Genomic DNA, 25,001 nt, shown 5'->3' with positions numbered 1-25,001 from the left:
AGACCTGAACCTCTCCGACGCTTCGGCGTCGGGGAGGGGATCTCTCGCGAAAAGCCCGCCTCGATCACTCGGGGCGGGCTTTTTTGTGCTGTTTCAGAGCCTTGGCGAAACGCTCAACGGGGCGCGACGTCGAACGCGATGGTCAGACGGTGCCCGGGGTCCGAGAACGGCCGCGTTCCGTGCCAGAAGCACGATGGGAACAGCACCAGCATTCCGCGCTCGGGCTTGACCATATGCTCGGCGGCCAGGACGGGGGATGTGAGACACCCTGGCCGGCCAAACTGCAGCCAGCCCTCGCGCGCCTCCTCGTCGTCGACGACGGCCGGCACGTCCAGATAGAAGGCCGAGGAGATCCAGCCCCTCGGGTGCACATGATCGGCGTGAAAGCCGTCGGAGCGCAGGCGCACCGACCAGCCGCCGGCGAAGTCGAAGGCGCCGGAGCGGCGGGCTCGGATCGGATCCTCACCCGGGCCGAGATCCTCGATATAACGCGCCACCGCCTTTCGGGCCGAGGCGAAGAAGGCCCGCACCAGCGGATCCTCCGAACGGTCCAGGGAGGGAACCTGCGTGCCGCCGCGCAGCGACTGCTGGAGCGGATGGGTCTTGAGGTCGTGCAACTCCAGCAGCCGGGCGCGCAAGGCCTGCAAGAAGGTCTCCAGGTCGCTCCAGCCGTCCGGTGTTTCCAGGCGATAGGCGCGCACGAGTCGCTCATAGTCGCCAAAGGGCTCCAGGCGAGGATCTCCCGTCAGCCGCCAGGCGGTGTTGCGCAGGGCCAGGGCGTATTGGTCGTCAGGCGTGGCCGCGACCAGACGCTCGGCGGTCTCGGCGGCCGCCCGAGCCTGGCCGTTCGCCAGCAAGGCTTCGCAGAGCACCGCATGGACCTCCGGCGCGGCGGGCGCCAGGCGCTGGGCCGCCTGGGCGTGGGCCAGCATCCTGCCGGCGTCGCCGATGACTCCAGCCGCGCGCGCGGGCCGCCAGGCGCAACAGAACATCGCTTGGCGAGGCTCTTAGCGCCTCCGTCAGGGTGGCGTCGGCCGCCGCGTGATCGCCGGCGAAGGTCAGCACGGTGCTCTTGATCAACCACAGGCCCGCGTCTCCGGGGTGTTTGCCAAGCGCCGCTTCCAGCACGGCCAGGGCCTCGTCCTGGCGCCCGGAGCGCATCCAGCGCAACTGGGCCAGGTCCAGATGCGCGGCGGCGTCGTTGGGGCGTCGCGCCAGGGCCGTCAGAAGGGCCTTTTCGGCGTCGTCGTAGCGGCGCAGGCCTTGCAGCGCCTTGCCCAGCACTAGCCAGACCTCCGGCGCATCCAGGCCCAGGGCCAGGGTTCGCCGCGCGGCGGCTTCGGCCTCGGCGTCGAGTTTCAGGTCGCCCAGGGTGGCGGCCAGATTGTACCAGGCGAAGCGATCGTTTGGCGCCCGCGTCACGGCGCGTCGGTTGAAGGCCACGGCGTCGTCGACCCGCCCAAGGGCCTTCAGCGCCGCGGCGTGCGCCATCAGCAGGTTGGGAGGCGCGCCGGCGTTTCGGGCTGCGGGTTCGGTGAGGCTCAGCGCGTCAGCCGCTCGGCCGTGGTCGATGAGGGTCCAAGCGTTCTGCGTGAGCGAGTCGGTCATGGGGCGCGGCGAATGAGAAAGAGCCCGATCCTAGAAAGACGCCGGCCCCATTCATAGGGCTATCGCGGCGCGCCGACCGTCACTTTCGGAAGGGCGGTGATCGGCTCCAGCACGATGGCGCGGAAGAAGGTCTCGGCGCCTTTCGGACTGAAGCTGAATCGCGCCGTGCGTGAGGGGCTGGCCGTTAGCCCGCAGGTCGCGGACCTCCATGACCGGAACGCCGTTGACCACATGGACCGCGCGATCGCCGACGACATAGAGGTCGAGCGTATTCCACTCGCCAGCCGGCTTTTCGGCGTCGCTGTAGGCTTCCACGTTCCAGTCGGCCGCGCCGCCCTTGGCGGTCACCGGCCGACCGGCGGGCGAAAAGCGCAGGTTGGGCTTGATCAGGCTGGGGTCGTCGACGGCGCTGGTGACGACCGAGATCGCCTCGCCGACAGGCACGACCATGCCGATCGAGCCGGTCATGATCTCGAACTCGACCGCCTGGCTCCAGGTTCCCCAGACGACGCCCGGCGCGCCGTGCGAATGGTAGAGCAGGCCATTGTTCGGCGCCTGCGTCTCGCGCGGCGGCCAGCGACCGGGCCCCCACTTGTATTGCAGTCGTAGGTGATAGTCTCGGAAGTCGCCCGTGTGGACCAGGCTGCCCCAGGTCTTGCCGTTGACATAGATCGCCGGCCGGCCGTCCTCGACCACGACCTTGAAGATCTCGCCGCTCAGCGGCGTCAGCCCCAGCGGGGCCGCGGCGGGGCGCTTGTAGGTCAGGGCCGGGTCGGCATAGCCGAGCCAGGGACGCCAGTCGTTCAGGTCCTCGCCGTTGAACAAACTCTTCGCCGGCCCCGAGGCCTTGGGGATATCGCGGAGCGCCAAGGGCGGGCGCGTCTCCGCCAACGCCGACGACGCGGCGGTCAGCATCGCCATGAAGGCCAGGGTCCTGAGCACATCGTCCTCCCTTGATCTCGCTGCCTAGTCGCCGAATGTCCGACAGCGTTGTCAAGGATGTCGTGGTCGTATTGGCCGACGCCGACGCGGCGCATAGTCTGGTTCGCTCGACAGGGAGCCCAGGCGCCGCATGCTGACCCGATCCGTCCTCACACTCGCCGCCGCCAGCCTGCTGGCGGCATCCTCCGCCATGGCCCAGACGAAGCCGGCGGAGACCGAGGTCTGGAGTCCGGTTCCGTCGATCGTCACGCCAGCGGCGGCTCTGGGCGGCGCGCCCTCCGACGCGATCGTGCTGTTCGACGGACACGACCTGGACCAGTGGGTCTCGGTCAAGGACAGGTCGCCGGCCGCCTGGACGGTCGCCGACGGCGTGCTGACCGTCGACAAGGCGCTAGGCAATATCGAGACTAGGCGGGCCTTCCGCGACTACCAGTTGCACCTTGAATGGCGCATCCCGGCGGGCATTACCGGTTCGGGCCAGGCGCGCGGCAACAGCGGTGTTTTCCTGGCCTCGACGGGCGGCGGCGACCAGGGCTACGAGGTGCAGATCCTCGACAGCTTCGAGAACCCGACCTACGTCAACGGCCAGGCGGCCAGCGTCTACAAGCAGCATCCGCCCCTGGCCAACGCCAGCCGCAAGCCCGGCGACTGGCAGACCTACGACATCGTCTGGCGCGCGCCGGTGTTCGCCCCGGACGGGGCGTTGGTCACGCCGGCCGTGGTGACCGTGATCCACAATGGCGTGGTCGTGCAGGACCACGCGGTGCTGACCGGCGAGACGGTCTACATCGGCAAGCCCAGCTACAAGGCTCACGGGCCCGCGCCGATCAAGCTGCAGGCGCACGGCGACCCCAGCGCGCCGATCAGCTTCCGCAACATGTGGGTCCGCGAGTTGGCGCCGCGCTAACTACTGGGCGGCGGGGCCGTGCTCGACCGGATGACCAGCTGGTGGGGCAGGGTGACGTTCTGTAGCGCGGTGGCCCGGCCACTGAGGATGTCCATCAGCAGGCGCACCACCTCGTGGCCGATCTGCTCCTTGGGCTGGCTGACCGTGGTCAGTTTCGGATGCAGGTACTGGGCGAAGCGGATGTCGTCGAAGCCGACCAGCGACACGTCCTCCGGGCAGCGCAGGCCGCGTAGGCGGATCGCCTCCAGCGCGCCCATGGCCATCTCGTCGCTGAAGCAGAAGATGGCGGTCGGCCGACCGGGCTCGTCCAGCAACTCGCCGGTCTGGCGCACGCCGGACTCGATCGAGAAGTCGCCGATGGCGATGCGCAGGGCGCTGGCGCGGCCCTGGCGCTGGGCCGCCGACAGCACGCCGGACAGGCGGTCGCTGCTGATCGGGCTGACCAGCGGCCCGGTGACAACGCCGACGCGGGTGTGCCCCAATCCATAGAGATGGTCGACGACCTCGGCGGCGGCGCGGTCGTTGTCGATATGGGCGCTGGAGACCGCAAGGCCCGGGCGGAACTCGCAGCCGTTGACGATCGGAGTCCTGGGCCCCTTGGCGGCGACCATCTCGGCCAACACGTCGGGCAGGCGGTGACCCAGGAAGATCAGGCCGTCCGCCTCCTTGCGACGGAACATGGCGGCGTACTGCTCCTCGCGCGTCTCCTCGTGGCGGGTGTCGCCCAGCAGCACCGAATAGCCGGCGGCCAGGGCGGCTTCCTCGACGCCCCGGATCACCTGCGAGAAGAACGGGTTGGAGATGTCGGGCACCGTGACCAGGATCTTCTCGGTGCGCAGGGTGCGCAGGCTCTTGGCCGCGAAGTTCGGCTCGTAGCCCAGGCGGTTGACCGCCTCCATCACCTTGTTGCGCGTGGTCTCCAGCACCAGTTCGGGCGCGCTGAACACGCGTGAAACCGTCGCGGTGGAGACGCCCGCGTCGCGCGCAACATCTTGAATGGTCGCCATCGGCCGGACACTGGCGACAAGCCTACAGCTTGGCAAGTAGAGCGACCCCTGTTATCGATGATTTCGATTACATCGGAGCGGGGAGCGTCCAAAGGGACGAAATCGACCGCCCAAGCTGGTCGGGGAGGCCAGGTCCATGAACACGAGCGTCCGGCTCTTCGTGATGATGGTGCTGCAGCTGGCGATCTGGGGCGCCTGGGCGCCCAAGATCTTTCCCTACATGGGCATGCTGGGCTTCGCGCCCTGGCAGCAATCGATGGTCGGCAGCGCCTGGGGCGTAGCCGCCCTGGTCGGCATCTTCTTCTCCAACCAGTTCGCCGACCGCAACTTCGCGGCCGAGCGGTTTCTGGCCGCCAGCCACCTGATCGGCGGTCTGGCCCTCGTAGGTACGGCCTTCGCGACCAGTTTCTGGCCGTTCTTCGCCTGCTACCTGATCTTCAGCCTGGTCTATGTGCCGACCCTGTCGGTGACCAACTCCATCGCCTTCGCCAATCTGAAGGACCCGGCCGCCGGCTTCGGCGCGGTGCGGATGGGCGGGACGGTGGGCTGGGTGCTGGTCAGCTGGCCCTTCGTCTTCCTGCTGGGGGCGCATTCCTCGGTCGAGCAGGTGCGCTGGATCTTCCTGGTCGCGGCGATCGTCTCGTTCGCCTTCGCCGGCTACGCCCTGACGCTGCCGCATACGCCGCCCCGCAAGGACGCGCCGGGCATCGACAATCTGGCGTGGCGACGGGCCTTCAAGCTGCTGGCCGCGCCGTTCGTGCTGGTGCTGTTCCTGGTCACCTTCATCGATAGCGTCATCCACAACGGCTATTTCGTGATGGCCGACGCCTTCCTGACCAATAGGGTCGGGATCGCCGGCAACCTCAGCATGGTCGTCCTGAGCCTGGGTCAGGTGGCCGAGATCCTGACGATGTTCCTGCTGGGCCGGGTGTTGGTCCGCCTGGGCTGGAAGGCGACGATGATCATCGGCGTGCTGGGCCATGCGGCGCGGTTCGCGGTCTTCGCCTTCTTCGCCGACAGCATCCCGGTGATCGTGGCCGTGCAGCTGCTGCACGGGATCTGCTACGCCTTCTTCTTCGCCACTGTGTACATCTTCGTCGACGCCGTCTTCCCCAAGGACGTGCGCTCCAGCGCCCAGGGCCTGTTCAACCTGCTGATCCTGGGCGTCGGCAATGTGGTGGCCAGCTTCCTGTTCCCGTCGCTGGTCAGCCGTCTGAGCGCGGGCGGATCCGTCGACTACACCACCCTGTTCATGGTTCCGACCGGCATGGCTCTGGCGGCCGTCTGTCTGCTGGCGGTGTTCTTCCGTCCGCCGTCGCGCGGCCCCGTCGCGGAGGCCGACGAGCTCCCCGCGACGGCCAGCCCGGCCCAAGTCTAGCCCTTCAGCAAAGGAAAGCCTCGTGCACGAACACCTTTCTCGACGCGGCCTTCTCGGCGCCGGCGCGGCCCTCCTGGGCGCGACCCTGGCCGGCGGCGCCGGCGCGGCGGCGGCGCCGTTCTTCCAACGCCATAAACTGCCGGTCGGCATCCAACTCTACAGCCTGGGTCCGGACCTGGCCAAGGAACTGGACGCCCAGCTGGCCACGGTCGCCAAGATTGGCTTCAAGTCGGTCGAGCTGGCTGGATACCTCGGCCGCACCCCGGCCGAACTTCGCGCCGCCTTCGACAAGGCGGGCCTGATCTGCCCCAGCGCCCACATCGCGCCCAAGGGCCCCAGCGGCTTCAGCGGCGATCTCTCCAAGCTCGCCGACGAGATGCATGTGATCGGCGTCAAATCGGTGATGATGCCGATCTTCTACATCCCCGACCGCCTGGGCGCGGACCTGCGCCAGGCAGGCGTGCAGATGACGGCCGACGACTGGAAGTGGAACGCCGACTTCCTCAACGAGAAGGCCGCCGTGCTGAAGAAGTCCGGCATCACCGCCGGCTATCACAACCACAATTTCGAGTTCGCGCCGCTCAAGGACGCTAAGGGTGCTGACACCAACGGCATGGAGATCCTGCTGAACGGCACGGATCCCAGCCTGGTCACCTTCGAGATGGACGCCGGCTGGGTCACGGCCGCCGGCCACGATCCGCTGGCCCTGCTGAAGGCTCATCCGGGCCGCTTCACCCAGATGCACGTCAAGGACGTCAAGGCGACGACCAAGACCAATTTTGAGCTGAAGCAGGACCCGACCGAGGTCGGGAGCGGCATGATCGACTGGAAGAAACTGCTGCCCGCCGCCTACGCCGCCGGCGTCCGGCGGCTTCTACTACGAGCAGGAGCCGCCGTTCGCCCATGCTCGCCTCGAGTCGGCCAAGATCAGCTACGACTACCTGGCCAAGGTCGTTGCCTGATGGCTTTGCGGATGGCCCCTTTGCGAATGGCCATGGTCGGCGGCGGTCCGGGCTCGTTCATCGGGCCGGTGCACCGCATGGCCGCCGAGCTGGACGGCCGCATCCGGCTGGTCGCCGGGGTGTTCAGCCGCGACCCGGCCAAGAGCGCCCAGGCCGCCGCCACCTGGGGCGTCGCGCCCGACCGGGTCTATCCGGACCATCACGCCATGATCGCCGCCGAGACAGCGCGCGAGGACGGCGTAGACCTCGTTTCGGTGGTCACGCCCAACCACCTGCACTTCGACGTATCGGCCGCCGCGTTGAAGGGCGGGCTGCACGTGATCAGCGACAAACCCGCCACTCTGAACCTGGCCGAGGCCCAGGATCTGGCGGGCATCGTCGCCGCGTCGGGCAAGCTCTACGGCCTGACCTATACCTATACGGGCTATCCTATGGTCCGCGAGGCGCGCGAGATCGTGGCGCGCGGCGATCTGGGCGCGGTGCGCAAGGTCGTGGTCGAATATTCGCAAGGCTGGCTGTCGAAGCCGCTCGAGCGCGACGGCGACAACAAGCAGGCCAGTTGGCGCGCGGACCCCGCGCAATCCGGCATCGGCGGCTGCATCGGCGACATCGGCGTCCACGCCTTCAACATCGCCGAGTTCGTGACCGGCGTCCGGGTCGAGCGCCTGTGCGCCGACGTCTCCACCATCGTGCCGGGGCGTGGTCTGGACGACGACTGCAACGTGTTGCTGCGGTTCGAAGGCGGCGCGCGCGGCGTGCTGATCGCCTCGCAGATCTCCGCCGGCGCGCGCAATGGCCTGAGGCTCGAAGTCTTCGGCGAAAAGGGCGGTCTGACCTGGTCGCACGAAACGCCCAACGTGCTGACTCTGGACTGGCTGGATGGTCCCAGCCAGCTGCTGCACGCGGGTTCCGGTTATCTCGGCCCCGCCGCTCGCGCCGTGACACGCCTGCCGACGGGCCATCCCGAAGGCTTCATCGAGGCCTTCGCCAATATCTACCGTGACTTCGCCGACGCCGTCGAAGGGCGGGGCGGGGGGCTCGCGCCCGATATCGCCGAGGGCGTGCGGGGCATGGCCTTCGTCGAGCGCGCCGTGGCCGCCAGCCGCGACGACGCCGGATGGGTCAGCCTGGAAGGAGCAGGGCGATGAAGACGCTCAAGGGACCAGCCATCTTCCTGGCCCAGTTCATCGGCGCCGAGCCGCCGTTCGACAAGCTGGAGACCATGGCCAAATGGGTCGCCGATCTCGGCTATATCGGGGTGCAGATGCCGACCGGCGGCGCGGACTCGTTCTTCGACGTGGCCCTGGCCGCCGAGAGTCAGACCTATTGCGACGACATCGCCGGCCTTCTGGCCGAATACGGCCTGCAGATCACCGAGCTTTCGACCCACCTGCAGGGCCAACTGGTCGCCGTGCATCCGGCCTATGACGAACTGTTCGACGGCTTCGCGCCGCCCGAATTGCGCGGCAAGCCGGCCGAGCGCCAGGCCTGGGCGGTAGGGCAGGTCAAGGCCGCCGCCGTCGCCAGCCGTCGCCTGGGCCTGAAGGCTCACGCCACCTTCTCGGGCGCGCTGGCCTGGCCGTACTTCTATCCCTGGCCGCAGCGGCCGGCGGGTCTGATCGAGGAGGCGTTCGCCGAACTCGGCCGGCGCTGGAAGCCGATCCTGGACGTCTTCGAAGACAACGGCGTCGACGTCGCCTACGAGATCCATCCGGGCGAGGACCTGCACGACGGCGCGACCTTCGAGCGGTTCCTGGATGAGGTCGGCGGTCATCCGCGCGCCAACATCCTCTATGATCCCAGCCACTTCGTGCTGCAGCAGCTGGACTATCTCGGCTACATCGACCGCTATCACGCCCGGATCAAGGCCTTCCACGTCAAGGACGCCGAGTTCCGGCCGACGGCCCAATCGGGCGTCTATGGCGGTTATCAGGGCTGGGTCGACCGACCCGGACGCTTCCGATCGCTGGGCGACGGCCAAGTGGACTTCAAGGCGATCTTCTCCAAGCTGGCCCAGTACGATTACGACGGCTGGGCGGTGCTGGAGTGGGAATGCGCGCTGAAACATCCAGAGCAGGGCGCCCGCGAGGGCGCGCCGTTCATCCGCGACCACATCATCCAGGTCACGGACAAGGCGTTCGACGACTTCGCCGGCAGCCCGCCGGACGCCGGCCGTAATCGTCGGCTACTGGGCCTTTAGGCCGCCGCCAAATTCCGACGGAGAGTTTCTCGATGAAGTACCCGCTCATGCTCGCCGCCGTTCTCGCAGGGATGGCGACCAGCGCCGTCGCCGCGCCCACGGGCCAGCAGGTGTTCGAGCAGCGCTGCACGGTCTGTCATTCGCTGCGCCCCGCGCCGGGCAAGATGGGCCCGCCGCTGGCCGGCGTCGCCGGCCGCAAGGCCGGGACCGCGCCCGGCTTCGCCTACAGCGCCGCCATGAAGGCCTCGGGGATCACCTGGACGCCGGCGGAGTTGGACGCCTTCATCAAGGCGCCCGGCAAGAAGGTCCCGGGCACCAAGATGCTGCTGGGCGCCCCGGATGCGGAGCAGCGGGCGGCGGTGATTGAGTACCTGACGTCAGTGAAGAAGTAGGCCTGGCCAGGGAGAGACGCGGTGAAGACAATAGCCAGGATCCTCACGATCTGCGCAGCGTCGTTGCTGCTGGCCGCGCCAGGCGTCGCCGGCGCTCAAGCCGCCGACCCAACCGGCTTCGCGAGCGGCGCGGATGTCCAGGCCCAGCTGCGCGACATGCTCGCCACGATGAAACCCGACCAAGGGTTCATGTGGCGCCCCTGGTCCGCGACGGCGCGACCGTGGCGGCGATCGAGGTCTGGAAAAAGCCAGGCCGCCCCGCCGTCCACCCCGCCGAAGCGGAATACGCCATCGTACTGGAGGGCGCCGGCACGCTGGTTTCGGGCGGAACCATGACAGACCCGAAGGTCAAGAACGCCAACCTGACCGAGGGCGGCCAGATCGAAGGCGGCGTGACCCGGACACTGGGCCCGGGCGACGTCATCCTGGTGCCTGCGGGCGTGCCGCATTGGTTCGGGATCACCGGCGAGCGGCTCGTCCTGCTGGGCGTCAAATTGCCCGGCGCGAAATGACGCCGCGCCTTAGCGCGCTGTCAGCTCTTGAATTTGGATGTCCTTGAACTCGATCGGATGCCCCTCGCTCTGCAGGGCGATGTAGCCTTCCGTCACCGGCTGGGCGCCGCGCGCCAGGATATAGGGCTTGGCGCCGCCTGCGACGGTGTCGTCGGGATCCAGGGTCACCCCCGCATAGTGGTGGATGGCGACGCCGTTGATCTTCTGGGTGATCTCGCCATTCGGCAGGACTTCCAGCTCGGCCTCGACCCAGGTCCCGTCTGGGATGGTCGGGGCTTTGGCGGGCGGGGTGCAGTGCTCCTTCACCTTGGCGCCGTCGATGGTGATGGTCAGGCCCGGCGTGCAGACCGCGCCGGTGGGGCGGGGCGCGTCGCCGTCCTTGCCCAGCAGCTGGAACTCGACCGAGACCGGGAACGGCTGGTCCGTCGTGATGCTCTCGGCGCTCTGGCTCAGGAACATGATCCCGCTGTTGCTGCGCGCCCACGACGGCGTATCGGCCAGCCCGCCCTCGGTCAGGAAGCGATAGGTCAGCTTCAGGCGATAGGCCTTGAACGGCGTGTTGTAGAACAGGTGCCCGAACTGGCCGTCCAGCCTGTCATATCCGGCGTAGGACACCCGGATCACGCCGCGGTCCGCGACGAAGGTCTGGCGGTAGTTCTCGCCCGCCGGATGCTTGGCGATTTTCGCCGTCCAGCCAGCCAAGGTCTTGCCGTCGAACAGCGGCCGCCAGGGTCCGGCCTTGACCTCCTCGGCGCTCGCCGCGCCCGCGCACAGCGCCAGCAACAGGCCCGCGGCCATCCGGCGCGCGCGCGTCATCGAATTCGTCATCTTATCCCTCCCACGCTCTTGGCGATTTTGACGCGAAACGCCAAGCTTTCTTGCAATGTAACCCATTTCATGGAAGCCTCCAGGCAAGAATAGTGGGTTTGCCGAGGTCGGGGCGTCGCGTGGCTTACAGCTTCCGACGTGGTCCATCGAGCGGCCGCGAAGGGAGTGAACATGGCCAATCTCAGCGGCCGCGCGCGGCGTAAGAACACTTATGACGCGATCGTGGTGGGCAGCGGCATCACCGGCGGCTGGGCGGCCAAGGAGCTGACCCAAAAGGGACTTAAGGTCCTAGTGTTGGAGCGGGGCCGCATGGTCCGCCACCTCGAGGACTATCCCACCGCGGTTCTCGATCCCTGGCAGACCAAATATCCGCAAGGACAACTCCCCAAGGCCGAGCTGGACGCGCACTATCAGGTGCAGCGCCGCACCGGCTACACGATGACGGAGTACAGCCAGCACTTCTTCGTCAAGGACGACGAGAATCCCTACACCGAGGAAAACCGCTTCGACTGGATCCGCGGCTACCATGTCGGCGGCCGCTCGCTGACCTGGGGCCGCCAGAGCTATCGCCACAGCCCGATCGACTTCGAGGCCAACGCCAAGGAGGGCATCGCCGTCGACTGGCCGATCCGCTACGAGGATCTGGCGCCCTGGTACGAACATGTCGAGCGCTTCATCGGCGTCTCGGGCCAGGCCGAGGGCTTGCCGCATTTCCCCGACGGCCACTACCAGCCGCCGATGGAAATGAACTGCGTCGAGAAGGCCTTCAAGAGCCGTTCCGAGGCCCGCTTCCCCGAGCGCCGCGTCAGCATCGGCCGCGCCGCGCACCTGACGGAGCCGACCGAGGAGCAGCTCAGCCTGGGCCGCACCAAATGCCAGTACCGCAACCAGTGTATCCGGGGCTGCCCGTTCGGAGGCTACTACAGCTCCAACTCCGGCGGCCTGGTCGCGGCCGAGCGCACCGGCAACCTGGTGATCCGCCCGAACTCGATCGTCACCGAGCTGATCTATGACGACAAGCTCGGCAAGGCGACCGGGGTGCGGATCCTCGACGCCGAGACTTCGGCGGGACGAGGAATTCCACGCCGACGTCATCTTCCTGTGCGCCTCGGCCCTGAACTCGGCCTGGATCATGATGAACTCGACCAGTTCGCGGTTCCCGAACGGCTTCGGTAACGGCAGCGATCAGCTGGGCCGCAACGTCATGGACCACCACCTGGGCGTCGGCGCGTCGGGCGAGGCGCCCGAGTTCGCCGATATGTACTATTCGGGGCGGCGTCCGAACGGGATCTACGTGCCGCGCTTCCGTAACCTGGGCGACGCGGCCAGCAAGCGGACCGACTACCTGCGCGGCTTCGGCTACCAGGGCGGCGCCTCGCGTCCGATCTGGGATCGCGATCTCGGCAAGGGCGGCAAGGGCTTTGGCGCGGCGCGCAAGGCCGCGCTCACCCAGCCTGGGCCCTGGAGCATGGGTCTGGGCGGCTTTGGCGAGATCCTGCCCTACGAGGACAACCGCATCACCCTGAACCGCGACGTGAAGGACCATTTCGGCCTGCCCACCCTGTCGTTCAACGTCACCATGCGCGAGAACGAAATGGCCATGCGCCGCGACATGCAGCAGGCGGCGGTCGAGATGCTGGAGGCGGCCGGCTTCAAGAACGTCAAGGGCCATGACGGCGGCTTCGCCCCGGGCCTGGGCATCCACGAAATGGGCACCGCCCGCATGGGACGCGACCCGAAGACTTCGGTGCTGAACGCCCATAACCAGGTTCACGAGTGCAAGAATGTCTACGTCACCGACGGGGCGGCCATGACATCGGCCTCGTGCGTGAACCCGTCCCTGACCTATATGGCCCTGACCGCCCGCGCCGCCGACCACGCGGTCAAGGCCCGCAAGCGGGGAGACCTGTGATGCTGAACCGACGTGACACGCTTCGCGGCCTGGCCCTGGCGGTCGGCGTCGCCTCGACAGGCTGGGCCGAGCGCGCCCTGGCCGCGGCCGCGCCGGCGCCAGCCCTGAGCTGGACGCCGACGGCCTTGACGGCCGACCAGGCCCGGCTGATCGATGTGGTCGCCGAGCTAATTATCCCGGCGACAGACACGCCCGGCGCCCGCGAGGCTGGCGTTCCACAGTTCATCGACCGCGCCGTGGGCGACTACTACGACAAGGCGCAGGTCGATCAGCTGCTGGGCGGACTGGCCCGCATGGACGCCGACGCCCGCGCCGCGCATGGCGATGTCTTCGTGGCGCTGACGCCCGAGCAGCAGGTGGCGCTGCTGACGGCCTACGACCAGGAAGCCGGTGTCGCGCGAGGGCAGGGGCAGTCCCACTTCTTCCCGGCGCTGGAAGACATGGTCACCGTCGGCTACTTCACCTCCGAGCCTGGCGCGACCGTGGCTCTGAAGTACGAACCTGTGCCTGGCGCCTATCACGGCTGCGTGCCGCTGTCCGAGATCGGCCGCGCCTGGGCGACGCGCTAGCGTCCTCGTCGCCATCGGGCGGCATGATGAGGCCCAGTGCTCAATGAGGCCCAGTGCCGGCCAGATGGTTCGCACGCGTTAGCAACGGTCGGAGCGAGATCGGTCAGAGCACAGGAAATATTTCCGATAATATATCTTAGACGATTTATATGGAGCGTTACAGAGGCCGGCTGTCACTGTCTGTCACTGACTCCTATTCCTGCGAAGTCGCAGCTGTTTCGCGGATTTCTGACTCCAACCCTGCGACCGGCAGATCGCTCCTGAGCAGCCAGCTCCGGCTCTGATTTTGGTATTCTGAAACTCAGAGGCTGCGCAGGTCCAACGCCCCGGTCGTACCATCAGGCTTTCAGGTCGATCAGAGAAAGCGGGATCACCATTTTGTTCGGGTCGGCAGTCTTTCCGCGCTCCTGTAGCCAATCGAGGAAGGTTTCCATCGAGTTGGTCTTCTGATCGCCGAACATTGCGTTCACGCTCATGTTGTTGGCCAGCCCGCCATAGCGCAGCACGGCCTTCAGCTGGTCGTATCGACCCTTGGCCTGTTCAGGCGACATCTGCCCGACATCGATGGGCTTGCTGAGATCGCGGACACTGGCGGCGACGCTGCCCGCGTCCGCGACGGTCTGACTCGAACCTCCGTCCGAAACGGACGCATCGCCCGCATCAGACGCGGGAGTCCGCTTGAGCGCGTCCTCGGACCCCGAAGCGACCTCCGGACGGTAGGTCGATGCAAAGGGCGTCAAGCTCGAATACCACATGGTTAACCCCCGATCCCATACGAGGGACAAACTCGCCAAACCTGACAAACTCGCCAAACCTTATGCATCAACCGTGCCATTCAACTAGACGAAGAAGGAGATCCCGTCTGCATAGTGGAAATGCTCTATGAAGGACGTGGTGTAGTAGTTCTCGACCACAAGGCGTGACTTCCTATTCAACACCCTGGCCTCGGTGCGCTCGGTGATCGTCAGCGAACCCGCGCGCGCCGCCCTGCCGCGCCTGCGAAGACCGGGTCGAGGACGCCACCCTCGGGCGCCAGATCGAGCTCTGCCTGGGCTCTCTGGGCCTGATGCGCGTGCGGGTGGCCGGACGGCCTTCGGTGCGGCTCGAGGTCGACGAAGCCCTTCGCGCCCTGCCCTTCCCGGCTGATCCGAAGGTCCGCGCTGCAGGCGGGGCAGCGCCACTGGCTGCCGTTGACCCACCTCCAGAAACGCGACGTTCGGGATGGTCGGCGAGTGACCGCTCGTGTCTCTCGACCGCACTGCAAGTTCGCTCTCTCCACGCTTTTCGCGCCCGCTGTCCGGATCGCGAAATCGATTGTCCGTCCCGACACGCGCCAGATCGCAACGCACCCTGTATGAGATCCACCAGTTGTTAATGCGAGTTATTCGCATAGACTTGCAAAGGGGTCTCAATGTTCGGGACAAAAGACGGGGTCCGAAATCGTTCGAGTTGGTCGCGAGACGATCATGGCGGACGTGGGCGTGCGATCGCCCGGGGCATGGGCTCTCTCATCGCGTGCGCGATCGTCAGCGCGAATGGCGCGGCCCAGGCGCAAGCGGTCAATCAGCCGGATGAACAACAAAGCACCTCGCGACGAGACGGTCCGGATGAAGTCACGGGCGTCTCCGAAATCATCATCACCGGCGTCCAGGAGGGCGAGACCACCGAACGCACCGGCTCCTATACGACGCGTTCAACCGGCGCCGCGCTCGGCCTGCCGCTCCGACTGAGACAAATTCCGCAGGCGGTTACGGTCATCACCAGCCAGAATATGGAGGACCAGAACCTCACGAGTTTGGACTCCGTGCTGCAAAGCGCGGCCGGCGTGACCCGGAATTTCATTGATTCCGAGCGCGTCAACTATTCGTCGCGCGGATTTGCCGTCGACAACATCATGTATGACGGCGTGGTCAGCTCGCTCGATAACGGCATCGGGTTCATCGACACCGCTCTTTATGATCGCGTCGAGGTCGTGAGAGGCGCAACCGGCCTCCTCACGGGCGCGGGCAATCCGTCCGCGTCGATCAATCTGATCCGCAAGCGTCCAAAGAACGATTTCGCCATAGGCGCTTCGGCGCTGGCGGGATCCTGGGAAAACTATCGCGGCACGCTCGACGTCTCGACGCCGCTCACCGGTAACGGCAGCATCCGCGCGCGGCTCATCGGCGTCTATCAGGATCAGGACTCCTATCTCGATTTCTACCAGCAGAAGAAGGCCATCGGCTACGGGGTGATCGAAGCTGATCTGACCGACCACACGATCCTGACCGCGGGCTTCGAATATCAGCACAACAAGCCCAAGGGCTCGACCTGGGGCGCCGCCCCGCTTTTCTACAGCGACGGCGCCTTGACGACGGATCTGCGTCGTTCAGCGAGCCTGTCGCCGCCATGGACCTATTATGAGGTCGAATCCCAGACGGCGTTCGTCAACCTGTCTCACGAGTTCGCCAATGGCTGGAAGCTCAAGAGCGCGCTGACCCACTCGCAACTGAACCATGACGGGGAGTTGTTCGCGCTGGCGGGGATCGATCCCGCCAATCCTCGGAGGTCTATCGGCTTCTATCCCGATCGGCAGACGGGTTTCTCCAGCGTCCCGGTGATGGGCGCCGGCACGAAATTCAGCGGCAAGACGAGCCAGGATACGCTGGACGTGCAAACCAACGGGCCGGTCGAACTCTTCGGCAGGCGGCACGAACTGATTGTCGGCACGACGCTGTCGCGAACGAAACAGGATACGCCAGGATCTCGCCTTGCGACCAACCTGTATTTTCCCTTCTCGGCGACGCCCGCGCCGTCACTCGACCAGGTGGGCGCGATTCCTCGCTTCGACTTCGAGAACAACTCGATGCCCTGGTCCATGGACTCGAATGTCAGGACCAGAAGATATGGGGTCTACGCGGCGACCCGCCTCTCGCCCACAGATGACCTCAAGATCATCCTCGGCGGCCGTTTCAATCGGTTTGAGCTGAATGACGATGAGGTCGGCTCCGCAAGCGTCAGGTATCGGCAAAACAGGTTCACGCCCTATGTCGGCGCGACCTATGACCTGACTAAAAATGTCACGCTGTTCGCGAGTTATACCGAGATATTCAAGCCGCAGCCGGAGCGGCGGGACCGTAACGGCGACATCCTGGAACCCACCAGAGGCAATAGTCGAGAAGCCGGCGTCAAAGGCGAGTTCTTCGGTGGCAAACTGAACACCTCCCTGACCCTGTTCGACACGCGGCTGGACAAGCTGGCGCAGCAGGATGTCGGGTTCTTCGATCCGACCAATCCGCTGAACACCGCCTATGTCGCGGTCGACGGGACCAAGACCAGGGGCTTCGAGTTGGAAGCGAACGGCGAAATTCTGCCGGGCTGGAACGTGTCAGGCGGCTTCAGCTGGCTGAAAAGCGAAACCCCCGACGGCGCACGCCTCAATCCGCAAGAACCTCGCCGGACGCTGAAGCTCTTTACGAGCTATAACCTGCCGGGAGCCTTGGACAGGCTGACGATTGGCGGCGGGGTCCACTGGCAAAGCGACATTCAGTTCACGGGGATCAACCGGCCGAATGGTCAGGGCGGGCTCCAGCGGGGCGTGACCGTCGTCCAAGGAAGCTACGCGCTGGTCAATGTCCTGGCGCGCTATGCGATCAGCGATCGGGTCTCCGCGTCGGTGAACGTCAACAACCTGCTCGACAAGCGGTATTGGATGCGGGCCGGATTCTACGACACAGCGGCCGTGGGAGCGCCGCGAAACGCCATGCTGACGCTGAACTTCCGGTACTGAGGCCCGCACCCGCATGGCGTCTTCACGGGAAACCTTCAAGTGGAGACGCCATGCGCTTTTGCACCGACGCCTGTGCGCCAAGTCAGGCCAAGCCGGCCTGATCTAATCGCCGCCCTCCCCTTCCCGGCCAGAGAAATAGCGGGCGGGAGACGTGCCCACCATCTTCCTGAACATGGTCACGAAACTGCTCGTACTTTCGTAACCGAGATCGAAGGCGATGGACTTGATGCTCCGTCCATCGGCCATCCATTGCATGGCGCGGGCCACGTGAAACTGGCGGCGCCACTGTCCCAGGCTCATCCCGATTTCCCGGTTAAGCTTCCGGGCCAAGGTGCGCTCGGTCATGGACATCTGCGCCGCCCACTGCGCCACGGAAGCCTTGTGCGATGGGTCCGACATGATGAGGTCGGTCAATCGTCGCAGCTCGGGATCGGCAGGTAGCGGCAGACGAAGATGCTCCCGGCGCGCCGCGCCGATTTCATCGAGGACGACCGGCGTCAGCCGCGCTTCGGCTCCGTCCATCGGATAGAGCGCTGGGAACGCGGCGACACGGAACAGCAACTCCCGCAACAGCGGCGAGACCTTGACGGCGCAGCAGCTTTCGCCTGGGCGGGGATCAAGCTTTGGATCGACGAACAACGCGTAGGAACTCGATCCGGCCGACCGCCCAGCAACGGTGAGGGACGTTCGATGGAATCCAGATCGCGCACTTGGGCGGAATGGTCCAGATCTGGCCGTCCGCTTCGCAGTTGAGCACGCCCTTCGCCGTATAGATCAGCGCGCATTCTGGGTGCCGATGCTCGTCAAGGTCGAAGCCATCGGTCATGAAGTCGACGCAGACCGCCAGCAGCGGACGCCACGTGGCGTCCGCATTCATAGCCTGGACAGATGGCGCGCGGACTGGAGGCATGGTGCGGCATCGGTCGCAGGGGGCGCCCCCCGGCTGGGCATTTCCCGGGCGTGACCGAGCGCGGCGGAAATGGTCCGATAAAAGAGGAAGAGGTCGGCCGCGGCGAGCGCGCAAGCCGAGGCGTCGAGCAACCGATCGAGCGACGGCGCGAGCTTGAGCGGCCAGTGAAGTGCGCCGCGCAGAGCTGCGGAGCGCTGACGACGCGCGAGTTCGCCCAGAAGGAGGATCTCGCCCGACGAGACGAAGGGGGAGTCGATGTCGTGAAGACGCGCCGCGGGCAACATCTGCGGCAAGAGGCTGACGACAGCGGCCAGCGCCGATATCCCTTCCTCATCCATGCCGGCGCCGCGTAGCAGTTCCTCGCCCGCGGAGGGCCCAGGCGCCGGCGCCGCCAGCAGGCGCATCGCCTTGATGATCAGGCGCTCGTGCCAATGGCGCGCCCTCATGTTGGTCGGCTTGGCGTGCATCACTGTCGTTAGCCCCAATAGCGGAGCGAAATGCGGGTCGAAGCAACTCGGCTCATGACATCCTGTCCTGTTAGGCGCCGAAAGGCCTCGGCAGCACATGCAACTCAGTCGCAGCGAAGACTTAGGCCAGGCCCTGCTTTTGAGCATCCGCCTCGCCCGTCAGCTTACTTTGCAATCCCGCCAATTTGGGCCGCTCAGGCTCCAATCCTCTTCGTCGCGCGAAGCCATGGCGGGCTTGGCGGCATCTCGAAACTCTTTGGCGGACTCGCGCAACGCGCCCGCGGGCGAGCCGCCCTATCAACTTGTTGCAATCAATTCGCGTTTTCAAAACTGACGGTACGGAGATTTCCCGATCGAGCAGATAGCGGGGGCCTTTGGGATGGCGGCGTGCCTTGCGTCGGTCCTGATGCTGCGGACAGCATGGAAAGGCGCGGGAACACGGCGCAAGCTTTGGGCGGCGGCCGGTTGGCTGATGCTGATCCCGGCTGTTGCTCTTTACGCCTTCTGGCTCGGGATGGTCGTCGGCCTGGTCGCGGCTCTCCTCACCTTCAGCCTGTGCGCGATGACCGTCGTCAAACTCGGCGAGGAGCGCCGGCCAGCCCGACGATCGGCGCTACGCGCCATTGACGAAAAGCCGCTCGAGCCCGACGAGCGGCCCCGGATACGCTGGCGGGGCTGGGCAAGAGGCGCGGCCGCGCTCCTTCTCACCGCGATCACCGCCAACGCGATCGGCGCGGCGGTGGCCGGCGTCGCGCCGGGGGCGCGGCTCGACCGCTTCGCCGCCGCCGTCATCCTCGTACCGCTCCTCTGGGCATGTCTCGTCATCTGGATGCTGAGCGACCGCGTCATTCTGCGCCCAGTCCTCGGCATGACCGGGGCGTCCGCGATCGCCGGCGCCGCCATTGCCTGGATCTTGCTAGCATGAACAATCGCCTCCGCCCCACCACGCGCAAACCGCTGATTTCCAACAGCTGGGTCAGCGCCATGCTGGCGGGTCATTCCGCACTGGGCCTCGCGCTCAGCGCCGCCATTTACCTGATTTGCCTGACTGGAAGCGTCGTCGTCTTCGTGCAGGAGCTGCAACTCTGGGAACAGCCCGCGGCTCCTCGGGTGGTCGCCGTCACGCCCGGCGCGATTGATCGGGGCATTGCAATGCTCCGCGAGAAAGCGCCCAAGGAAGCGGCGCCATCGATTTCGGTGACCCTCCCCTCCCCCTCCAATCCGCACCTTCTGCTCTCGGCGAGAGGTCGTGAGAGCGCGGGTGGCGGGAGCTGGTACGCCGACGCATCAGGTCACCCGGCCATGAAGGTGCGCCACGATGTCAGCGACTTTCTCGTGGGGCTGCATGTCAACCTTCATCTCCCCTTCGGCATCGGCACGGTGATCGTGGCGCTGGCGGGAATGGCGTTGCTGGCGCTGGTGATCTCCGGCGTTCTCGCCCATCCGCGCATCATCAAGGATGCTTTCCGGCTTCGCAGCGGTGGGTCAGAACGGTTGGGTCAGGCTGACCTCCATAACCGCATCGGCGTCTGGGGCTTGCCTTTCCACTTCATCATCGCCTTCACCGCCGCCTTCCTGGGCGTCTTCATCATCGTTTTCGGCGGTGTCGCTGCGACCACGTACAAGGGCGACATGGTCAAGGCCTTCACCGATCTCGCGGGTCCTTCCGCACGTTCGGCGGCTCACGCGTCTCATGACGATCAGGTTCCATCCGTCGCGCCATTCATCGCCGCGGCGACCGCCGCCGCTCCGGGCCTCACGCTTCAGTCGGTCGACATCCAGCAGCCGGGCGCCAAGGGTCAGTTGATCGGGATCGGCCTGCGCGACCCGCGCAGCCTCGTTCTTAGCGAGCGCGTCGTCTTCGATAGCCAGGGTCGGAAGGTCTTCGCGTCAGACGTCGCCAAGCGGTCACTCGGCCAACAGATGATCTTCGCCATTCAGCCGCTCCACTTCGGCTGGTTCGGCGGGATCTTCGTCAAGCTTGCCTACGGCGTCCTTGGCCTGTCGATGTGCGTCGTCACGGCAAGCGGCTTCCGGATCTGGTTGGCGCGTCGGCGCGACAAGGGCCGCCCCGCGCCGGTCATGGAGCGGCTGTGGACAGCCACGATCTGGGGGCAACCGTTGGCCCTCGCGCTCGCCGCGGTCCCGTCGCTGGCGACGGACGCGAAGGCCGCGCCGCTGCTCGGCTGGGCCGCGGGCACGATAGCGGCCTATGCCGTGGCCTGTTTGCCCTCGCTGCAGGCGCGCCTGGGTGTCGGCTTGCGCGCGGCGACGGCCGTGGCGCTGGCGGGACTGGCGCTCGTCCATGCCGCGATCAGCGCGGCGGGCGGCCTTCCCGCCATCGACCCGATGAGCTGGGCGGTCGACGCCACGCTGCTCCTAACAGCCTTCTTCGTCGCCCGGCCGATGCTGAAGCATCGCCGTTCCCCCCGCGCTGTGGCGATGGCGGAGCGCGATCAGGCGCCTGTAGCTCTGCCGGATTGAGCGATATCGCCAAAGAGTTTCGCAATACCGCCACCTAGTTGAGAATTGCTCGCACTTTTGAAGCTTTGCCGGCAGATTGAAGGCTGCCCCTGGGGAGCGGAGCGATGCAAAGCGACGACTACGAGATTTTCGAGCCCGAGGAGATTCCCCGGCCCGTTTCGGCCGTGGGGATGGAGCTTTTCACGGAAGGTTTCGAGCAACCGCCGCATCACCATCGCAAAGCGCAACTCATCCTGGCGGTCCGCGGCCTGATCACGTGCGAAGTGGCGCACGGTCTGTGGATGGTCCCACGGCAATGCGCGCTGTGGATCCCTGGCGACATGGAGCATAGCGTGCGCTGCGCCGGCGACCTCGAGGTCTACACGCTCTTCATCGATCCCGAACTTGCCCGCAATCTGCCCGCGGCGTGCAGCACCTTCTCGACCGGGCCGCTGCTGCGCGAGCTGCTGATCGCCGTGTCTCGCCTCCCGTCCCTCTACGATGTCGACGGCGCTGACGGTCGCCTTGTTCAGACCATGCTCGACCAGCTCGAGCGTGCGCCAATGGGAGCGCTTCATCTGCCCATGCCGGCCGATCCGCGGTTGCGAACCATCGCCAAGACCCTGTCGTCCGATCCCGCCAATCGTACGACCATCGGGGAATGGGCCCGGATCGTCGCCATGAGCGAGCGCAGCCTGTTCAGGCTCATCATGAGCCAGACCGGCATGAGCTTTGGGCGGTGGCGCCAGCAGTTCCAGGTGATGTTCGCGATCGAGCGTCTGACCGAAGGCGCGCCCGTGCAGACCGTCTCGTTCGATCTCGGTTACGAAAGCGCCAGCGCTTTCATCACGATGTTCAAGAAGGTCATGGGGCAGCCGCCGGGGCAGTTCCTGGCCGCGCGGCGGAGCGCGGCGCCCACGGCGACGCCGCAACAGAGCAAGCCCAAAATCATATCCACGATGATGGAGGCTCAGAGAGCGCTGGGGCTTTGATGCGCGGCCTTGCTTGATCCGGCCGAGGAACCGCCAGGCGCCCGCACGGATCTAGAAGATTGGCAGTTTCGATAAATCATCTGCCCGAGCGGCCAAATCCAAAATGACATCAAGAGCCTAGGAAGGCTTGGAATGATGAACTTGTTGGATTCAGGCCATGCTGGTGGACGACACGCAGTTTCCGATAGTGCGGATGCACTATAATCGCACCGATGACCGAGGCGATGACGTCAGCTTCCAGATTTTCGAGAATCTCCTCGAGCGTAAGACGCCCTTCGTCTTGATCGGTCTCGGCGCGGAACCTGACGAGGTTCAGTCGGCCGAGGAACGAAAGCGGGTGACGCTGTGGATGAAGCGCAACCGCCAGGCGCTCCACACCTATGTCCGGGCGATGGTGTATATCGAGCCGAGCCCGGCAAAACGCTTCCTCGCCAAGACCTCGGCGCCCGTCTTCCAAAAATTCTGGGGCTATCCGATCCTCGTCTCTGCTTCCGAAGCGGAAGCCGAAGGTGTCGCCGCACGGCTGCTCGCGGGCGAACAGGCCGCCCAGATCGAGGCTGAGCAGCCCGATGCGTAAGAGCCCGATCTGCTCCACCTCGATTTTGGCGGTTCTGCTGCTTGGCGGCTGCGCGGGCCTGCCGAAACAAGGCGCGGCGCCGGCGATGCGGCCAGCGAGCGCCTTTGCAAGCGCCGCAAGTCTGGCGGCGCCCGAGACATCCTGGCCGTCAGATCTTTGGTGGGAAGGCTTCGGCGATCCGCAACTGACGGCGCTGATCGAAGAAGGCCTGTCGGCCGCGACCGATCTGCGCGTCGCCCAGGCGCGCTTCGAACGGGCCGAGGCGTTGGTGCGGCAAGCGCGGAGCCGACTGCTGCCATCGATCCAGGTCAATGGGGAGATCGGCGGGACCAAGCAGAGCTACAACTATCTCATCCCGCGCGGGCTCGCGCCCGGAGGCTGGCAAGACTATGGCCAGGCGACGGCGCGGCTGGATTGGGAGCTGGATTTCTGGGGGCGGAACCGGGCCGCACTGGCCGCGGCGCGTTCGGACGCCGCGGCGGCCCAGGCCGAGGCGGCGGCGACCCGCCTGATCCTCTCGGCCGGTATCGCGCAAGCCTATGCCGATCTGGCCGATCTCTTCGCGCAAGCCGATGCGGCGCAGCGCGCCGTCGAGGTGCGGCGACGCACTGTCGAACTGATGGAAGGGCGACGGGCGCAGGGGCTTGAAAACGCCGGCGCCGTCGAGCGGGCGCGTTCGGCGCTCGCCGCCTCTCAGGGAGAGCTTGCCGCGCTCAATGAAACCGTCTCGCTGACGCGCAATCGGATCGCAGTGCTGCTCGGCGCGGGGCCCGACAGGGGCCTTTCCATCGAGCGGCCGACCGCGCGTGCGGCAGAGGACTTCGGTCTCCCCGCCAACTTGCCAGCCGACCTTATCGGGCGACGCCCCGATGTGATCGCCGCGCGGCTGAGGGCGCAGGCGGCCGCAAGCCGGATCAAGCAGGCGCGCACCGCTTTCTATCCGAACGTCAACCTTGCCGGGCTGATCGGGTTTCAGTCCATCGGCATCGGCGATCTCGTCAAGTCGGGCTCCAGCTTCGGCACAGCCGGTCCGGCCGTCAGTCTGCCGATCTTCGACGGGGGGCGGCTGACCGGCGCTTATCGCGCCGCTGAAGCCGACTATCGCGGCGCGGTCGCCGAATATGACGGCGCGCTGGCCCAGGCCCTGCGCGAGGTCGCCGACGTCGCCGCCAGCGAACGGGCGCTCGCCGAACGCATCGGCAGGGCCGATGAAGCCGAGCGCGCCGCGGCCGCGGCCTGGACAGTGGCCAACAATCGCTACCAGGGCGGGCTTGCCACGTCTCTCGATGTGCTCGTGGCCGAAGACGCCCTGATCGATGCGCGGCGCAACCTCGCCACGCTCCGCAATCGCAAATTCGTCCTCAATGTCGGCCTTATCCGCGCGCTCGGCGGCGGCTTCCGTTCCTGAAGGATCTCCAGATGTCCACTCAAAACCTGGCGGCGGCTCCCTTGGCCGCCGAAGCCCCGAATGCCTCCGCTGCAAGAGCCAAGCGCCGAAAGATGTTCGCGATTTTCGCGATGGTGGTGGTCGGCCTGGCCATTCTCTATTGGGCCTACGTCCATTTTATCGCGTCGCGGCGCGTTTCGACCGACAACGCCTATGTCGGCGCCGATGTCGCCCAGGTGACGCCGCTGATCGGCGGTCCGGTGCGCGAGGTGCTGGTCGACGACGCTCAGCGTGTGAAGCGCGGCGACATCCTCGTGCGGCTCGACGACACGGACGCCCGCCTCGCGCTGGCCCGCGCCGAAGCCGAGCTTTCGCTGACTGAACGCCGGGTTCGCGGGCTCCTCGCGACCGATAGCGGCCTTGGCGCCCAGGTGACGGCGCGCGTCGCCGATCAGGCCCGCGCCGAAGCACGGCTCGTCGCGGCGCGCGCCGATCTCGCCAAGGCCAAGATCGATCTTGACCGTCGCGAAGCGCTCGCGGCGTCGGGCTCCGTCTCCGGCGATGAACTGACCATCGCGCGCAACGCCTACAGCACGGCCACCGCGAACCTGAAGGTCGCACAGGCCGAGAACGCCCAGGCGCAGGCCAACCAGACCTCAGCGGTGGGCAGCCGCGACGCCAATCGCGCCCTGATCGCCGGCGCCGCCCCCGAAGCCAATCCGGAAGTTCTGGCCGCGCGCGCCGCGCGCGATCAGGCGCGGGTGGACCTTGATCGCACGGTGGTGCGCGCGCCGATCGACGGCGTTGTCTCCCGTCGCCAGGTGCAGGTCGGACAGCGTGTCCCGGCGGGCGCGTCGATGATGGTGATCGTTCCTGTCCAGGCCGCGTTCGTCGACGCCAACTTCAAGGAAGGCCAGTTGGCCCGCGTCAAACCGGGACAGCGCGTCACCCTCACCTCCGATCTCTACGGCGAGGATGTCGAATATCATGGCCGCGTCATCGGCTTTTCGGGCGGCACCGGCGCCGCCTTCGCGGTTGTCCCCGCCCAGAACGCCACGGGCAACTGGATCAAGGTGGTTCAGCGCCTGCCCGTACGGATCGCGCTCGACCCGAAGGAACTGGCCGAACATCCGCTGCGGGTTGGACTGTCGATGAACGCCACCGTGGATCTCTCGAAGTAAGCGGAACCCGGACATGACGGACACTGCTGCCGCGCCAG

23 protein-coding genes and 2 pseudogenes are annotated in these 25,001 nt (G+C 66.4%); 16 read left to right on the top strand and 9 right to left on the bottom strand.

From position 1 onward, the window contains the following. Window positions 1-113: 113 nt before the first annotated feature. From ACHMW8_RS20005 to ACHMW8_RS19995, 3 genes are all read right to left on the bottom strand, one after another. Window positions 114-371: a putative 2OG-Fe(II) oxygenase gene (locus ACHMW8_RS20005; RefSeq protein ID WP_395446015.1), complete on the bottom strand. Its 258-nt coding sequence runs from the start codon at window positions 369-371 to the stop codon at window positions 114-116. Between the two features lie 418 nt (window positions 372-789). Then, window positions 790-1,608 (bottom strand): tetratricopeptide repeat protein, encoded by an 819-nt coding sequence (locus ACHMW8_RS20000; RefSeq protein ID WP_395443527.1) that lies wholly within the window; start codon window positions 1,606-1,608, stop codon window positions 790-792. Between the two features lie 51 nt (window positions 1,609-1,659). Beyond that, a complete protein-coding gene (locus ACHMW8_RS19995) occupies window positions 1,660-2,550 on the bottom strand; it encodes a DUF1080 domain-containing protein (RefSeq protein WP_395443526.1) in 891 nt (296 codons plus the stop codon). A gap of 130 nt (window positions 2,551-2,680) precedes the next feature. Between ACHMW8_RS19995 and ACHMW8_RS19990 the strand changes: the two genes are divergently transcribed. Then, window positions 2,681-3,457, top strand: coding sequence for a DUF1080 domain-containing protein (locus ACHMW8_RS19990; RefSeq protein ID WP_395443525.1), 777 nt, complete (start codon window positions 2,681-2,683; stop codon window positions 3,455-3,457). On the opposite strand, the gene ACHMW8_RS19985 is transcribed toward ACHMW8_RS19990, so the two are convergent. Beyond that, on the bottom strand, window positions 3,454-4,464 hold the full coding sequence (locus ACHMW8_RS19985) for a LacI family DNA-binding transcriptional regulator (RefSeq protein WP_395443524.1): 1,011 nt from the start codon (window positions 4,462-4,464) through the stop codon (window positions 3,454-3,456). The genes ACHMW8_RS19990 and ACHMW8_RS19985 overlap by 4 nt on opposite strands. Window positions 4,465-4,600: 136 nt before the next feature. Here ACHMW8_RS19985 and ACHMW8_RS19980 point away from each other — a divergent pair, with 136 nt between their 5' ends. The 6 genes and pseudogenes from ACHMW8_RS19980 to ACHMW8_RS19955 all read left to right on the top strand — a co-directional run bounded on the left by ACHMW8_RS19980 (window position 4,601) and on the right by ACHMW8_RS19955 (window position 9,908). After that, window positions 4,601-5,842 carry an MFS transporter gene (locus ACHMW8_RS19980; RefSeq protein WP_125158402.1) on the top strand — a complete coding sequence of 414 codons (1,242 nt, stop codon included), beginning with the start codon at window positions 4,601-4,603 and terminating at the stop codon, window positions 5,840-5,842. A gap of 22 nt (window positions 5,843-5,864) precedes the next feature. Continuing rightward, window positions 5,865-6,804, top strand: a pseudogene (locus tag ACHMW8_RS19975) (sugar phosphate isomerase/epimerase family protein). An 11-nt stretch (window positions 6,805-6,815) separates the two neighbouring features. Then, a complete protein-coding gene (locus ACHMW8_RS19970) occupies window positions 6,816-7,952 on the top strand; it encodes a Gfo/Idh/MocA family protein (RefSeq protein ID WP_395443523.1) in 1,137 nt (378 codons plus the stop codon). Beyond that, window positions 7,949-9,004 carry a sugar phosphate isomerase/epimerase family protein gene (locus ACHMW8_RS19965; RefSeq protein ID WP_395443522.1) on the top strand — a complete coding sequence of 352 codons (1,056 nt, stop codon included), beginning with the start codon at window positions 7,949-7,951 and terminating at the stop codon, window positions 9,002-9,004. Before ACHMW8_RS19970 ends, ACHMW8_RS19965 begins: the two co-directional genes overlap by 4 nt. A 32-nt stretch (window positions 9,005-9,036) precedes the next feature. After that, window positions 9,037-9,396, top strand: coding sequence for a c-type cytochrome (locus ACHMW8_RS19960; protein ID WP_395443521.1), 360 nt, complete (start codon window positions 9,037-9,039; stop codon window positions 9,394-9,396). A 191-nt stretch (window positions 9,397-9,587) separates the two neighbouring features. Continuing rightward, window positions 9,588-9,908 (top strand): cupin domain-containing protein, encoded by a 321-nt coding sequence (locus ACHMW8_RS19955; RefSeq protein ID WP_395443520.1) that lies wholly within the window; start codon window positions 9,588-9,590, stop codon window positions 9,906-9,908. 9 nt (window positions 9,909-9,917) lie between these two features. Here ACHMW8_RS19955 and ACHMW8_RS19950 read toward each other — a convergent pair whose 3' ends face one another. Continuing rightward, window positions 9,918-10,736: a DUF1080 domain-containing protein gene (locus ACHMW8_RS19950; RefSeq protein ID WP_395443519.1), complete on the bottom strand. Its 819-nt coding sequence runs from the start codon at window positions 10,734-10,736 to the stop codon at window positions 9,918-9,920. A 171-nt stretch (window positions 10,737-10,907) separates the two neighbouring features. Here ACHMW8_RS19950 and ACHMW8_RS19945 point away from each other — a divergent pair. Together ACHMW8_RS19945 and ACHMW8_RS19940 are read left to right on the top strand one after the other, a co-directional pair. Then, window positions 10,908-12,648 (top strand): annotated as a pseudogene (locus tag ACHMW8_RS19945) (FAD-dependent oxidoreductase). Then, entirely contained in the window at window positions 12,648-13,217 is a 570-nt protein-coding gene (locus tag ACHMW8_RS19940; protein WP_395443518.1) for a gluconate 2-dehydrogenase subunit 3 family protein, read from the top strand. The pseudogene ACHMW8_RS19945 and the gene ACHMW8_RS19940 overlap by 1 nt, the downstream one beginning before the upstream one ends. 338 nt (window positions 13,218-13,555) lie before the next feature. Here the strand turns inward: ACHMW8_RS19940 and ACHMW8_RS19935 are convergent, their stop codons facing one another. Then, window positions 13,556-13,972, bottom strand: coding sequence for a hypothetical protein (locus tag ACHMW8_RS19935; RefSeq protein ID WP_395443517.1), 417 nt, complete (start codon window positions 13,970-13,972; stop codon window positions 13,556-13,558). Window positions 13,973-14,715: 743 nt separating this feature from the next. Here ACHMW8_RS19935 and ACHMW8_RS19930 point away from each other — a divergent pair. Next, window positions 14,716-16,986 carry a TonB-dependent siderophore receptor gene (locus ACHMW8_RS19930; protein WP_395443516.1) on the top strand — a complete coding sequence of 757 codons (2,271 nt, stop codon included), beginning with the start codon at window positions 14,716-14,718 and terminating at the stop codon, window positions 16,984-16,986. 102 nt (window positions 16,987-17,088) lie between these two features. Here the strand turns inward: ACHMW8_RS19930 and ACHMW8_RS19925 are convergent, their stop codons facing one another. From ACHMW8_RS19925 to ACHMW8_RS19915, 3 genes are read right to left on the bottom strand one after another with little or no spacing between them, the layout of a single operon-like run. Further along, entirely contained in the window at window positions 17,089-17,625 is a 537-nt protein-coding gene (locus ACHMW8_RS19925) for a helix-turn-helix domain-containing protein (RefSeq protein ID WP_395443515.1), read from the bottom strand. Beyond that, window positions 17,603-17,863, bottom strand: coding sequence for an AraC family ligand binding domain-containing protein (locus ACHMW8_RS19920; RefSeq protein ID WP_395443514.1), 261 nt, complete (start codon window positions 17,861-17,863; stop codon window positions 17,603-17,605). Before ACHMW8_RS19920 ends, ACHMW8_RS19925 begins: the two co-directional genes overlap by 23 nt. After that, window positions 17,860-18,363 (bottom strand): hypothetical protein, encoded by a 504-nt coding sequence (locus ACHMW8_RS19915; RefSeq protein WP_395443513.1) that lies wholly within the window; start codon window positions 18,361-18,363, stop codon window positions 17,860-17,862. Before ACHMW8_RS19915 ends, ACHMW8_RS19920 begins: the two co-directional genes overlap by 4 nt. Window positions 18,364-18,835: 472 nt before the next feature. Between ACHMW8_RS19915 and ACHMW8_RS19910 the strand changes: the two genes are divergently transcribed. From ACHMW8_RS19910 to ACHMW8_RS19885, 6 genes are all read left to right on the top strand, one after another. Beyond that, window positions 18,836-19,288 (top strand): hypothetical protein, encoded by a 453-nt coding sequence (locus tag ACHMW8_RS19910; protein WP_125158413.1) that lies wholly within the window; start codon window positions 18,836-18,838, stop codon window positions 19,286-19,288. Then, complete coding sequence (locus tag ACHMW8_RS19905) at window positions 19,285-20,847, top strand: PepSY-associated TM helix domain-containing protein (protein WP_395443512.1); 1,563 nt, start codon at window positions 19,285-19,287, stop codon at window positions 20,845-20,847. Before ACHMW8_RS19910 ends, ACHMW8_RS19905 begins: the two co-directional genes overlap by 4 nt. Before the next feature lie 104 nt (window positions 20,848-20,951). Next, window positions 20,952-21,818, top strand: a complete 867-nt coding sequence (locus tag ACHMW8_RS19900) for an AraC family transcriptional regulator (protein ID WP_395443511.1) — start codon at window positions 20,952-20,954, stop codon at window positions 21,816-21,818. A gap of 157 nt (window positions 21,819-21,975) precedes the next feature. Then, window positions 21,976-22,395 (top strand): hypothetical protein, encoded by a 420-nt coding sequence (locus ACHMW8_RS19895; RefSeq protein ID WP_395443510.1) that lies wholly within the window; start codon window positions 21,976-21,978, stop codon window positions 22,393-22,395. Further along, on the top strand, window positions 22,388-23,803 hold the full coding sequence (locus ACHMW8_RS19890) for an efflux transporter outer membrane subunit (RefSeq protein ID WP_395443509.1): 1,416 nt from the start codon (window positions 22,388-22,390) through the stop codon (window positions 23,801-23,803). The genes ACHMW8_RS19895 and ACHMW8_RS19890 overlap by 8 nt, the downstream gene beginning before the upstream one ends. A gap of 11 nt (window positions 23,804-23,814) precedes the next feature. Continuing rightward, complete coding sequence (locus ACHMW8_RS19885) at window positions 23,815-24,963, top strand: HlyD family efflux transporter periplasmic adaptor subunit (protein WP_395443508.1); 1,149 nt, start codon at window positions 23,815-23,817, stop codon at window positions 24,961-24,963. The last annotated feature ends 38 nt before the right edge of the window (window positions 24,964-25,001 follow it).

Origin of the sequence: Caulobacter sp. UC70_42 (genome assembly GCF_044056025.1) — a bacterium.
Lineage (GTDB): Bacteria > Pseudomonadota > Alphaproteobacteria > Caulobacterales > Caulobacteraceae > Caulobacter.
Note: the sequence above shows the minus strand (reverse complement) of the source record. Positions and strands in the feature narration are given on the sequence as shown.